Here is a 12,170-nt window from a genome sequence, read left to right as displayed (position 1 = left end):
CAGATGGCCATGCCGTTGCGTCAGTCCATCAAGGTCGCTACGTACCTGGCGGAACAGAAGATCCGCAGGCGCGACAAGTTCCCGCTCATCGTCGAGCTGGAACCGCTCTTCGCCTGCAACCTGAAGTGCGAGGGCTGCGGCAAGATCCAGCATCCGGCCGGGGTGCTCAAGCAGCGCATGCCGGTGGCCCAGGCCGTGGGCGCGGTGCTGGAGTCCGGCGCCCCGATGGTGTCCATCGCCGGTGGAGAACCGTTGATGCACCCGCAGATCGACGAGATCGTGCGGCAGCTGGTGGCCCGCAAGAAGTACGTCTTCCTGTGCACCAACGCCCTGCTGATGCGCAAGAAGATGGACAAGTTCAAGCCGTCGCCCTACTTCGCCTTCGCGGTGCACATCGACGGGCTGCGTGAGCGGCACGACGAGTCCGTCGCGAAGGAGGGCGTGTTCGACGAGGCGGTGGAGGCCATCAAGGAGGCCAAGCGGCGCGGCTTCCGGGTGACCACCAACTCGACCTTCTTCAACACCGACACCCCCCAGACCATCATCGAGGTGCTCAACTTCCTCAACGACGACCTCCAGGTCGACGAGATGATGATCTCGCCCGCCTACGCCTACGAGAAGGCACCCGACCAGGAGCACTTCCTCGGCGTCGAGCAGACCCGCGAGCTGTTCCGGAAGGCCTTCGCGGGCGGCAACCGCCGCAAGTGGCGGCTCAACCACTCACCGCTCTTCCTGGACTTCCTCGAGGGCAAGGTCGACTTCCCGTGCACGGCGTGGGCGATCCCGAACTACTCGCTCTTCGGCTGGCAGCGACCCTGCTACCTGATGAGCGACGGGTACGTGCCGACGTACCGCGAACTCATCGAGGACACCGACTGGGACAAGTACGGCCGGGGCAAGGACCCGCGCTGCGCCAACTGCATGGCGCACTGCGGCTACGAGCCCACGGCCGTGCTCGCCACCATGGGCTCCCTGAAGGAGTCGCTGCGGGCCATGCGCGAGACCGTCTCCGGGAACCGGGAGTGACGTCGTGACCGCCGTCTCCCTGGGCGTTCCCGAGGTACCGGCCCGGCCGGTCGCACCGCGGCGCACGTCGCGGCGGATCCAGGTCGGGCCGGTGGCGGTCGGGGGCGGGGCCCCGGTGTCGGTGCAGTCGATGACGACGACGCGCACGTCGGACATCGGCGCCACGCTCCAGCAGATCGCCGAACTCACCGCGTCCGGCTGCCAGATCGTCCGCGTCGCCTGCCCCACCCAGGACGACGCGGACGCCCTGGCGACCATCGCCCGCAAGTCGCGGATCCCGGTGATCGCGGACATCCACTTCCAGCCCAAGTACGTGTTCGCGGCCATCGAGGCGGGCTGTGCGGCGGTCCGGGTGAACCCGGGCAACATCAAGAAGTTCGACGATCAGGTCAAGGAGATCGCGCGGGCCGCGAAGGACCACGCGACGCCGGTCCGGATCGGGGTCAACGCCGGCTCCCTGGACCGCCGTCTGCTCCAGAAGTACGGCAGGGCGACCCCCGAGGCGCTGGTGGAGTCGGCCCTGTGGGAGGCGTCCCTCTTCGAGGAGCACGACTTCCGCGACATCAAGATCTCCGTCAAGCACAACGACCCGGTGGTGATGATCGAGGCGTACCGCCAACTCGCGGCGCGGTGCGACTACCCGCTGCACCTCGGGGTGACCGAGGCCGGTCCGGCCTTCCAGGGCACGATCAAGTCGGCGGTGGCCTTCGGAGCGCTGCTGAGCGAGGGCATCGGGGACACCATCCGGGTGTCGCTGTCGGCCCCGCCCGCCGAGGAGATCAAGGTCGGCATCCAGATCCTGGAGTCGCTGAACCTCAGGCAGCGCGGCCTGGAGATCGTCTCCTGCCCGTCCTGCGGCCGCGCCCAGGTCGACGTCTACAAGCTGGCCGAGGAGGTCACCGCCGGCCTCACCGGCATGGACGTGCCGCTGCGTGTGGCGGTCATGGGCTGTGTGGTGAACGGTCCGGGGGAGGCCCGGGAGGCCGATCTCGGCGTGGCCTCGGGCAACGGCAAGGGCCAGATCTTCGTCAAGGGCGAGGTCATCAAGACGGTCCCCGAGTCCAGGATCGTGGAGACCCTCATCGAGGAGGCCGTGAAGCTCGCCGAGCAGACGAAGTGAGTTGAGGTCAAGGCACGGTACGGACCGAGAGGGGGCCCAGCGTGACGATTCTGGAGACCATCCGGGGACCACGCGACCTGAAGGCGCTGTCCGAGGCGGAACTCGGTGAACTGTCGGGAGAGATACGTGAGTTCCTGGTGCACGCGGTGTCGAGAACCGGCGGCCACCTGGGGCCCAACCTGGGCGTGGTGGAACTCACCGTCGCGCTCCACCGGGTCTTCGAGTCGCCGGCCGACCGCATCCTGTGGGACACCGGCCACCAGAGCTATGTGCACAAGCTGCTGACCGGACGTCAGGACTTCTCCAAGCTGCGCGGCAAGGGTGGCCTGTCCGGCTATCCCTCGCGCGAGGAGTCCGAGCACGACGTCATCGAGAACTCCCACGCCTCCACCGCGCTGGGCTGGGCCGACGGCCTGGCCAAGGCCAACCAGGTGCGGGGGGAGCAGGGCCATGTCGTCGCGGTCATCGGCGACGGCGCACTGACCGGCGGCATGGCCTGGGAGGCACTGAACAACATCGCGGCCGCCAAGGACCGGCCGCTGATCATCGTCGTCAACGACAACGAGCGGTCGTACGCCCCGACCATCGGCGGCCTCGCCAGCCACCTGGCGACCCTGCGCACCACCGACGGCTACGAGAAGGTCCTCGCCTGGGGCAAGGACGTGCTGCTGCGCACGCCGGTGGTCGGCCACACCGTGTACGAGTCCCTGCACGGCGCCAAGAAGGGCTTCAAGGACGCCTTCGCCCCGCAGGGCATGTTCGAGGACCTGGGCCTGAAGTACGTGGGCCCGATCGACGGCCACGACATCGGTGAGGTCGAGGCGGCGCTGCGCCGGGCGAAGCGCTTCCACGGGCCCGTCCTGGTCCACTGCCTCACGGAGAAGGGCCGCGGCTACGAACCCGCCCTCGCCCACGAGGAGGACCACTTCCACACCGTCGGCGTGATGGACCCGCTGACCTGCGCCCCGCTCATGCCGTCCGCCGGGCCCTCCTGGACCTCGGTGTTCGGCGACGAGATCGTCCGGATCGGGGAGGAACGGGAGGACGTCGTGGCGATCACGGCGGCCATGCTGCACCCTGTCGGCCTCGGCCGGTTCGCCGAGCGCTTCCCCGACCGGGTGTGGGACGTGGGCATCGCCGAGCAGCACGCGGCCGTCTCCGCGGCCGGCCTCGCCACCGGCGGGCTGCACCCGGTCGTGGCCGTCTACGCCACCTTCCTCAACCGCGCCTTCGACCAGTTGCTGATGGACGTGGCCCTGCACCGGTGCGGGGTGACGTTCGTGCTGGACCGGGCCGGCGTCACCGGGGTCGACGGGGCGTCCCACAACGGCATGTGGGACATGTCCGTGCTGCAGGTCGTACCGGGCCTGAGGATCGCCGCCCCACGCGACGCCGAGCAGTTGCGCGCCCAGTTGCGCGAGGCCGTCGCCGTGGACGACGCGCCCACCCTGGTGCGTTTCCCGAAGGAGTCCGTCGGACCGGAGATCCCGGCGGTCGACCGCGTCGGCGGCATGGACGTGCTGCACCGGGCCGCGCGCCCCGAGGTGCTGCTGGTGGCCGTCGGGGTGATGGCCCCGGTGTGCCTCCAGGCCGCCGAGCTGCTCCAGGCCCGGGGCATCGGGTGCACGGTGGTCGACCCGCGGTGGGTCAAGCCCGTGGACCCGGCGCTGCCGGGCCTGGCCGCCGGACACCGTCTGGTGGCCGTCGTCGAGGACAACAGCCGTGCCGCCGGGGTCGGTTCGGCCGTGGCGCTCGCCCTCGGGGACGCCGACGTGGACGTGCCGGTACGGCGGTTCGGCATCCCGGAGCAGTTCCTCGCGCACGCCAAGCGCGGCGAGGTGCTGGCCGACATCGGCCTCACGCCCGTCGAGGTCGCCGGCCGGATCGGCGCGAGCCTGGCCGTCAGGGACATGGGGGGCACAGTCAAGGAGAAAGCTGAATGACCACCGAGTTCGATCTCGGCGCCCTCCTCGCCGAGCGCGGGGCCGAGCGCTACGAGCTGCACGCGAAGTACCTGAACCCGCAGCTCCCGCGCATGCTGCACACCATCGGCTTCGACAAGGTCTACGAACGCGCCGAAGGCGCCCACTTCTTCGACGCGGACGGCAACGACTTCCTGGACATGCTGGCCGGGTTCGGGGTGATGGGCCTCGGCCGGCACCACCCGGTCGTCCGCAAGGCGCTGCACGACGTCCTCGACGCGGGCCTCGCCGACCTCACCCGCTTCGACTGCCAGCCGCTGCCCGGACTGCTCGCCGAGCGGCTGCTCGCGCACAGCCCGCACCTGGACCGGGTGTTCTTCGGCAACAGCGGCACCGAGGCGGTCGAGACGGCCCTGAAGTTCGCCCGCTACGCCACCGGGAGGCCGCGGATCCTCTACTGCGACCACGCCTTCCACGGCCTGACCACCGGCTCCCTGTCGGTCAACGGCGAGGACGGCTTCCGCGACGGCTTCGCCCCGCTGCTGCCCGACACCGCCGTACCCCTCGGCGATCTCGACGCCCTGGCGCGGGAACTGAGGAAGGGCGACGTCGCCGCGCTGATCGTGGAGCCGATCCAGGGCAAGGGCGTGCACGAGGCACCGCCCGGCTACCTGCGGGCCGCCCAGGACCTGCTGCACCGGCACAAGGCCCTGCTCATCGCCGACGAGGTGCAGACCGGCCTCGGCCGCACCGGCGACTTCTACGCCTACCAGCACGAGGACGGCGTCGAACCGGACCTGGTGTGCGTGGCGAAGGCGCTGTCCGGCGGCTACGTCCCGGTCGGCGCGACCCTCGGCAGGGACTGGATCTTCCGGAAGGTCTACTCGTCGATGGACCGGGTGCTGGTGCACTCGGCGAGCTTCGGGGCCAACGCCCAGGCGATGGCGGCCGGGCTCGCCGTGCTGTCGGTCATGGAGAACGAGCAGATCGTCGCCGGGGTGCGGCGCACGGGTGACCTGCTGAAGTCCCGGCTCAGCGCGCTGATCGACCGCTACGAGCTGCTCGCCGACGTGCGCGGTCGCGGCCTGATGATCGGCATCGAGTTCGGCAGGCCCTCGTCGCTGAAGCTGCGGGGGCGCTGGACCATGCTGCAGGCCGCGCGCAAGGGCCTGTTCGCCCAGATGGTCGTCGTACCGCTGCTGCAACGGCACCGGATCCTCACCCAGGTCTCCGGCGACCACCTGGAGGTGATCAAGCTCATCCCGCCGCTGGTCGTCGACGAGGCGGACGTGGACCGGTTCGTGACGGCCTTCACCGCGGTGATGGACGACGCGCACAGCGGCGGCGGCCTGATGTGGGACTTCGGCAAGACCCTGATCAAACAGGCGGTGGCCAACCGCTGACGTGCGGGTCCGGGGCTTTTGCCTCTGAGGCAATAAATTTGCCGCAGAGGCAAAAGTCCGGCTCAATGGAGACATGAACGCTCCCGAGCCGGGGCCCGGGGACGAGCTGCCCGCCGTCGCCCCACAGCTCCGCGCCCTGCGCAGGCGCGCCGGCCTCACCCTGGAGGCCGCCGCCCGGTCCGCCGGGCTCTCGCCCGCCCATCTGTCCCGCCTGGAGACGGGGCAGCGCCAGCCCTCGCTGCCGATGCTGCTCGCGCTCGCCCGTACCTACGGTACGACCGTCTCGGAGCTGCTCGGCGAGACGGTCGCCGAACGCGACTCGATCGTACGCGCCGCCGACATGGAACCGACCCACGCGGGCGGCTGGACCTACTTCCAGGCCGGGTCGTCCAGGCGCGGCATGCAGGCGCTGCGGGTCCGGGTGCCGTACGGCACCCAGGGCGACATCGTGCGCGTCCATCCCGGCGAGGAGTGGCTCCACGTCCTCAAGGGGCGGCTCAGGCTGCGGCTGGGTGACACCGCGCATCTGCTCGCGCCCGGTGACAGCGCGCACTTCGACTCGCTCACCCCGCACCGGCTCGCCGCCGAGGACCACGACGGCGTGGAGCTGCTGTTCGTCCACACCCTGCTGCAGAGCCCCACGGCCACGCTGTGCCTGGGCCACCCGACTGGAGAGTTGCCATGAGCGACTTCGAGGAGAAGTTCCCCCGCTCGCTGTGGATCCGGCTGATCATCTACATCGCCGTCGGCCACCTCTTCGCCGCGTTCCTCTACCTGCTGTTCGCGATCGGCGCCAAGAGCTGAGCGGCGTCAGTCCACGAGCCGCTCGCGCAGCCGCTCCCGGGCCCCGGGGGTGAGCCGCAGCCCCTGCTCGAAGTAGGTGTCGAGGTCGCCCCAGGTCTCCTCGATGCTCTCGAAGGCCGCCGACAGGTACTCGGCGCGCGCGTCGAAGAGAGGGCTGAGCAGCTCCATGACCTCGGGCGTGTACGCGGTGTCCGGGTTGCCGGCGCGGCGCACCTTGTAGCGGCGGTGCTTGGCGTTGGATTCCAGGTAGTCCGCGATGACCGCCTCGCGCTCCACGCCCACGGCGAGGAGCGTGACGGCTATGGAGATGCCCGCGCGGTCCTTCCCGGCCGCGCAGTGCATCAGCGCGGGCACACTGTCCTCGGCCAGCGCGTGCAGCACCCGGGAGTGCTCGGCGGTGCGCTGGGTGACGATCGCGCGGTACGAGGCGATCATCCGGGCCGCCCCCTTGCCGTCCGCCAGGATCGAGCGGAGCTGGTCGAGGTCGCCGTTGCGGACCATCTTCCAGAACTCGGCGCCGTCCGCCGGGTCGCTCAGCGGCAGGTTCACATTGCGCACGCCGGGCAGCTCGACGTCCGGGCCCTCCAGCCGCTGGTCGGCGGCGTTGCGGAAGTCGAAGATCGTGTGCAGGCCCAGGGAGCCGAGGAAGGCCGCGTCCTCGGCGGTGGCGTGCGCGAGGTGGCCGCTGCGGAACAGCACCCCCTGCCGCACCCGCCGCCCGTCCACGGTCGGCAGCCCGCCCACGTCACGGAAGTTGCGTACGGCGGCCAGCTCCGGCTCGGTCGACGGGACCTGCTGCGTCACGGGGGCTCCTTTGCGGCTCGCTCCCGCCGGCGCGGCTCGGCGACGGGCACTGCGTCGACGATACGACATCGATTTCCTCGGGCAATGAGTTGTCCACAGGCGTTGCCAGCGGGGGCCACCCGACCTGATGATGTTCGCACTTGAGCGGATCTGTTGGCACCTGTGAGGTCTCGATGGTGGACATCGCCGAAAACGGTCGTACGTGGCTCCTCTCGGGGCCCACCAGCAGCTATGCCCTGCATCTCACCGGGGCGGACGAGCTGCTGCACCTGCACTGGGGGCCACGGATCGCGCTCGCGGACGCCGAGGAGCTGGCGGAGCGCCCGCTGCCCGGCTACTGGCCCTTCGAGTCCCCGCTCGACGGCCACGAGGAGTACCCCGTCGAGGGCGGCCCCCGCTTCGTCCGCCCCGCCCTGTCCGTGCGCACCGGTGAACGACGCGGCACCGAATGGCGCTTCGTGTCCTACGAGACCGGGCCCGACCCCGACACCGGCGCCGGCACCGACGAGCTGCGGCTGCGCTTCGACGACGACGGCGTGGCGATCACCCTGCACCACCGGATGCGCGGGGACGTGGTGGAACGCTGGGTGACCGTGGCCAACGGCGGGGACGCGCGCGTGGAGCTGCTGCGGGCCGACGCCGCCACCTGGACCCTGCCGGAGCGCGAGGGCTGGCGGCTGTCCCAGCTGCACGGCCGCTGGGCCGCCGAGTCCCTGCTCACCACCGCCCCCCTCACCTACGGCGAGAAGGTCATCGGCAGCCGCCGCGGCCACACCGGCCACCAGCACCTGCCCTGGGTCGCGCTGGACACCGACGCGACCGAGGAGCGCGGCGAGGTGTACGGCTGCGCGCTCGGCTGGTCCGGCTCCTGGCGGATCGCCGTCGCGCAACTCCCCGACGCGCGCGTGCAGATCACCGGCGGCGCCGGCTGGGACGACTCGGGGCTGCTGCTCCTGGAGCCGGGGGAGTCGTACACCACACCCGTCTTCGCCGGCCTGTGGAGCGACGGCGGCTTCGGCGGTGCCAGCCGCACCTGGCACGCCTACCAGCGGGACCACGTGATCCCGGACGCCGCGCGGGACCGGCCGGTGCTGTTCAACTCCTGGGAGGCGACCGGCTTCGGCATCTCGGAGGACCAGCAGGCCGCCCTCGCCCGGCACGCCGCCGACATCGGCGTCGAACTGTTCGTCGTGGACGACGGCTGGTTCGGCGCCCGCACCGGCGACCGGGCCGGGCTAGGCGACTGGACGCCCAACCCCGACCGCTTCCCGCACGGGCTGAAGCCTTTGGCGGACCAGGTGCACGGCCTCGGCATGCAGTTCGGCATCTGGGTCGAGCCCGAGATGGTCAACGCCGACAGCGACCTCTACCGGGCCCACCCCGACTGGGTGCAGTACCAGGCGGGGCGCAGGCGGACGGAGCTGCGCAACCAACTGGTGCTCAACCTCGCCCGCGAGGACGTCCAGGAGTACCTGTGGGGACAGCTGGACGCCCTGCTGTCCAGCGCCCCGATCGACTACGTGAAGTGGGACTTCAACCGCTGCTTCACCGACGCCGGCTGGCCCGGGGAGCCGTATCCGCAGCGCCTGTGGACCGACCACGTCCGCGCCTTCTACGCGCTGCTGGACCGGTTGCGCGCCGCCCACCCCCGGGTCGCCTTCGAGTCCTGCTCGGGTGGCGGCGGCCGGATCGACCTCGGTGTGCTCAGCCGCACCGACCAGGTGTGGACCTCCGACAACACCGACCCGCTCGACCGGCTCGCCATCCAGCACGGCTTCAGCCAGATCCATCCCGCGCGGGTGATGGCGGCCTGGGTCACCGACAGCCCGAACACCCAGCTCAACGGCCGGGTCAGCTCGCTGCGGTTCCGCTTCGTCAGCGCGATGGCCGGGGTGCTCGGCGTCGGCGGCGACCTCACCGGGTGGACCGGCGAGGAGCTGGCCGAGGCCCGCCGGTGGGTGGAGCTCTACAAGGAGATACGCCCGGTCGTCCAGCGGGGCGAGCTGTACCGGCTGCTGCCCCCGGCGGGCGGGCAGAGCGCCGTCCAGTACGTCCTCGGGGACGAGTCGGTCGTCCTCGCCTGCCTCCAGGCGCAGCACTACGGCGAGCCGGTACCGGCGCTGCGGCTGCGTGGACTCGACCCCACCGCATCGTACGAATGCCGCGAAACGGGCGAAGTGTATCGGGGTGCGGTCCTGTTGCACCACGGCCTGCGCACCGGCCTCAAGGGCGACCTGGACGCCACCGTCCTCCGGCTGCGCCGCGTCTAGCCTGCCTGCCCGCCTGTCCGAATCGCCGTATTCCTCCAACTCGATCCGGATTGGCGGAGGGTGGCGGACGGGGGCGTGAGGAGCGTCATAGCCGTGACCCAGTGTGGCGCGTCATGTGCACGTAATTCCGGTGCGGACGAGGGAATTCGACACGACGCGCCGTCCGGAATTCACACAGAGTGACCGTACTTTCCCGAATTGGATCATCTGGGGGGCTCCTGCCGAGACCAGGTTGCTTGTCCGGCCACGTCCCGCTCGCTTACGTTCGCCACCAATCCGGACGGAACGCCGAATCCTGCCGCCGCCCGGAGTCCCCACACACATGACCCGTGTTCGGCAGGAGCGGGGGACCCCTCAGGTACGACTGCCTGTCCCGGTCTCCGGGGCACAGGCTCGGGGTGCAGCCGCGGTGAGCGGCCGGGCAGCTCCAGCCCGAACCCGACAGCTCACCTCGCAGGCGCCGGAGAGGAACGCGCCATGCCCGCGAAGGGTAAGCACCGACGCCCCAGGAACCGGCGTCTCAGCCGCTCCATCGCCGTCGCCGGAACCGGCGGTGCCGCACTGGCCCTGCCGCTCCTCGGGGCCACCGGAGCGCACGCCGCCACGCCGCAGACCGCTCCCGGCGGGTCGGCCCGGTCCCTGCCCGCCGTGCAGAACGCGGCCGCGGAGAAGGCCGCCGCGCAGACGGGCCAGGGCGCGCGCAGCTACACGGTGAGGACCGGGGACTGCCTGGCGAGGATCGCCGACGAGCAGCACGTCGAGGGCGGCTGGCAGCGGCTCTACCAGGACAACCGGCAGGCCGTCGGCGCGGACCCCGCGCTGATCCACCCGGGCCTGAAGCTGTCCCTCGGCGCGAAGGCGGACACGGCGCACACGGCGCACACCGAGTCCTCCGCGGCTTCGAGGACGTCCTCGCGTCCGCGGCCGGCCCCGTCCGCCCCGGCAGCGCAGCCGGCCCCCTCCGCCCCGGCCGCCCAAGCGGCTCCTGCGGCGCAGGCCGCCCCGGCCGAGCAGGCTGCTCCGGCCGCCGGCTACACCCTCCCGGTCACCGGCGGCACCATCGGCACCGGCTACCACGTGCCCGGCAGCATGTGGTCCAGCGGCCACCACACCGGCGTCGACTTCGTCGTGCCGACCGGCACCCCGGTCAAGGCGGTCGCCGCCGGCACCGTGGTCTCCGCCGGATGGGGCGGCGCCTACGGCAACCAGGTCGTCATCAAGCTCGGCGACGGCTACTACGCTCAGTACGGCCACCTCTCCCAGCTCTCCGTGTCGGCCGGCCAGACCGTGACGGCGGGTCAGCGGCTCGGACTGTCGGGCGCCACCGGCAACGTGACCGGCCCGCACCTGCACTTCGAGATCCGCACCACCCCGAACTACGGGTCGGACGTCGACCCGGTCGGCTACCTCCGCTCGCACGGCGTCCCCGTCGGCTGAGGAGCACCCCACGAACCATCTCCCTGACGCACCGAAGGCCGGCCCCCCGATCCCCGGGACCGGCCTTCGGTGTGTCCCGCACGAGCCCTGCTCGCGGTGTGTCGGGCCGCGGTGTATTCCCGCGTGCCGTCTGTCGGGGAAGTGGCTTATCTCACCGTCCGTCAACCCCGTATTACGGTCGCGTAGGTCACATAAAAAGGTGAATCATGGTCCGACGTGGCAGACGATTCGAAGAATGACAGCAGATCAGTGATCGGGTCGTACGTGGCGCTGGGGGACAGCTTCACCGAGGGCGTCGGCGACCCCGGCCCCGACGGGGCGTTCGTCGGCTGGGCGGACCGGTTCGCGGTCCTGCTCGCCGACCGGCGGCCCGAGGGCGACTTCGCGTACACGAACCTGGCCGTGCGCGGGAAGTTGCTCGACCAGATCGTGGCCGACCAGCTCCCGAAGGCCGTCGAACTGGCCCCGGACCTCGTCTCCTTCTGCGCGGGCGGCAACGACATCATCCGTCCCGGCACCGACCCGGACGAGGTGGCCGAGCGCTTCGAGCGCGCGCTGGCCCGGCTCGCCGGGGCCGCGGGCACGGTGCTGGTGACGACCGGCTTCGACACCCGGGGCGTCCCCGTCCTCAAGCACCTGCGCGGCAAGATCGCGACCTACAACGGGCACGTGCGCGCCATCGCCGACCGGTACGGCTGCCCCGTGCTCGACCTGTGGTCCCTGAAGTCCGTGCAGGACCGCAGGGCCTGGGACGGCGACCGGCTGCACCTGTCGCCCGAGGGGCACACCCGGGTGGCCCTGCGCGCCGGCCAGGCCCTCGGCCTGGAGATCCCGGCCGACCCGGAGCAGCCCTGGCCGCCGCTCCCGCCGCGCGGCACCCTGGAGGTCCGCCGCGACGACGTCCACTGGGCCCGTGAGTACCTCGTCCCGTGGATCGGCCGCCGGCTGCGCGGCGAATCCTCCGGCGACCATGTGACCGCTAAGGGCGCCCTGTCGCCGGACGACATCAAGATGCGGATCGCCGCGGTGGCCTGACGGCCGGCGCCGCCGCCCCGTACCGCGCACACCCCGCGGTACGGGGCACCGCCCGGCCGCACCCCGGCGGGACCGCTCAGCGGCCCCGCCGGGTCAGCGGCTGCCCGCGGTCAATGTCCCACGCGCTCAGCGGCTCCTTGCGGTCAGCGCCTCGCGTGGCAGACCGAGTTCGCGGGCCAGTGCCTCGTCCACCCACTGCTGGGCGCGGGACCGGGGGACCGCGCCCGGGTACGAGGTCAGCTGCACCGCGAGCCCGTCGGGTGCGGTGCGGGGCACCGTCCGGCCGCAGCGGCCCCGCTCAGCGGCCCCGCCGGGTCAGCGGCTGCCCGCGGTCAATGTCCCACGCGCT

At 71.5% G+C, this 12,170-nt stretch carries 11 protein-coding genes and 1 riboswitch; of the genes, 9 read left to right on the top strand and 2 right to left on the bottom strand.

The annotated features are described in order from the left end of the window. Positions 1–3 precede the first annotated feature (3 nt). The 6 genes from hpnH to V7E45_RS07185 all read left to right on the top strand — a co-directional run bounded on the left by hpnH (position 4) and on the right by V7E45_RS07185 (position 6,275). Positions 4–1,026 carry an adenosyl-hopene transferase HpnH gene (gene hpnH, locus V7E45_RS07210; protein WP_333773238.1) on the top strand — a complete coding sequence of 341 codons (1,023 nt, stop codon included), beginning with the start codon at positions 4–6 and terminating at the stop codon, positions 1,024–1,026. Positions 1,027–1,030: 4 nt separating this feature from the next. Then, positions 1,031–2,146: a flavodoxin-dependent (E)-4-hydroxy-3-methylbut-2-enyl-diphosphate synthase gene (gene ispG / locus V7E45_RS07205; protein WP_333773237.1), complete on the top strand. Its 1,116-nt coding sequence runs from the start codon at positions 1,031–1,033 to the stop codon at positions 2,144–2,146. 41 nt (positions 2,147–2,187) lie between these two features. After that, positions 2,188–4,089 carry a 1-deoxy-D-xylulose-5-phosphate synthase gene (gene dxs / locus V7E45_RS07200; RefSeq protein ID WP_333773236.1) on the top strand — a complete coding sequence of 634 codons (1,902 nt, stop codon included), beginning with the start codon at positions 2,188–2,190 and terminating at the stop codon, positions 4,087–4,089. Further along, on the top strand, positions 4,086–5,471 hold the full coding sequence (locus tag V7E45_RS07195; protein WP_333773235.1) for an aspartate aminotransferase family protein: 1,386 nt from the start codon (positions 4,086–4,088) through the stop codon (positions 5,469–5,471). Before dxs ends, V7E45_RS07195 begins: the two co-directional genes overlap by 4 nt. A 73-nt stretch (positions 5,472–5,544) precedes the next feature. Further along, positions 5,545–6,156, top strand: coding sequence for a helix-turn-helix domain-containing protein (locus tag V7E45_RS07190; RefSeq protein ID WP_333773234.1), 612 nt, complete (start codon positions 5,545–5,547; stop codon positions 6,154–6,156). Then, entirely contained in the window at positions 6,153–6,275 is a 123-nt protein-coding gene (locus V7E45_RS07185) for a DUF6126 family protein (protein WP_333773233.1), read from the top strand. Before V7E45_RS07190 ends, V7E45_RS07185 begins: the two co-directional genes overlap by 4 nt. Positions 6,276–6,281: 6 nt before the next feature. On the opposite strand, the gene V7E45_RS07180 is transcribed toward V7E45_RS07185, so the two are convergent. Next, complete coding sequence (locus tag V7E45_RS07180) at positions 6,282–7,079, bottom strand: tyrosine-protein phosphatase (RefSeq protein WP_333773232.1); 798 nt, start codon at positions 7,077–7,079, stop codon at positions 6,282–6,284. 173 nt (positions 7,080–7,252) lie between these two features. Between V7E45_RS07180 and V7E45_RS07175 the strand changes: the two genes are divergently transcribed. From V7E45_RS07175 to V7E45_RS07165, 3 genes are all read left to right on the top strand, one after another. Beyond that, the gene (locus V7E45_RS07175) at positions 7,253–9,349 is read left to right on the top strand and encodes an alpha-galactosidase (protein WP_333773271.1); all 2,097 of its coding nucleotides are present in this window, start codon (positions 7,253–7,255) and stop codon (positions 9,347–9,349) included. A 315-nt stretch (positions 9,350–9,664) separates the two neighbouring features. Then, a riboswitch (cyclic di-AMP (ydaO/yuaA leader) is annotated at positions 9,665–9,822 on the top strand. A gap of 4 nt (positions 9,823–9,826) precedes the next feature. Further along, positions 9,827–10,786: a M23 family metallopeptidase gene (locus tag V7E45_RS07170; RefSeq protein ID WP_333773231.1), complete on the top strand. Its 960-nt coding sequence runs from the start codon at positions 9,827–9,829 to the stop codon at positions 10,784–10,786. A 249-nt stretch (positions 10,787–11,035) separates the two neighbouring features. After that, a complete protein-coding gene (locus V7E45_RS07165) occupies positions 11,036–11,821 on the top strand; it encodes an SGNH/GDSL hydrolase family protein (protein WP_333773270.1) in 786 nt (261 codons plus the stop codon). A gap of 126 nt (positions 11,822–11,947) precedes the next feature. Here V7E45_RS07165 and V7E45_RS07160 read toward each other — a convergent pair whose 3' ends face one another. Further along, positions 11,948–12,097 (bottom strand): hypothetical protein, encoded by a 150-nt coding sequence (locus tag V7E45_RS07160; RefSeq protein WP_443055964.1) that lies wholly within the window; start codon positions 12,095–12,097, stop codon positions 11,948–11,950. Positions 12,098–12,170: the final 73 nt, after the last annotated feature.

Origin of the sequence: Streptomyces sp. IBSBF 3136 (assembly GCF_036815105.1) — a bacterium.
Lineage (GTDB): Bacteria > Actinomycetota > Actinomycetes > Streptomycetales > Streptomycetaceae > Streptomyces.
Note: the sequence above shows the minus strand (reverse complement) of the source record. Positions and strands in the feature narration are given on the sequence as shown.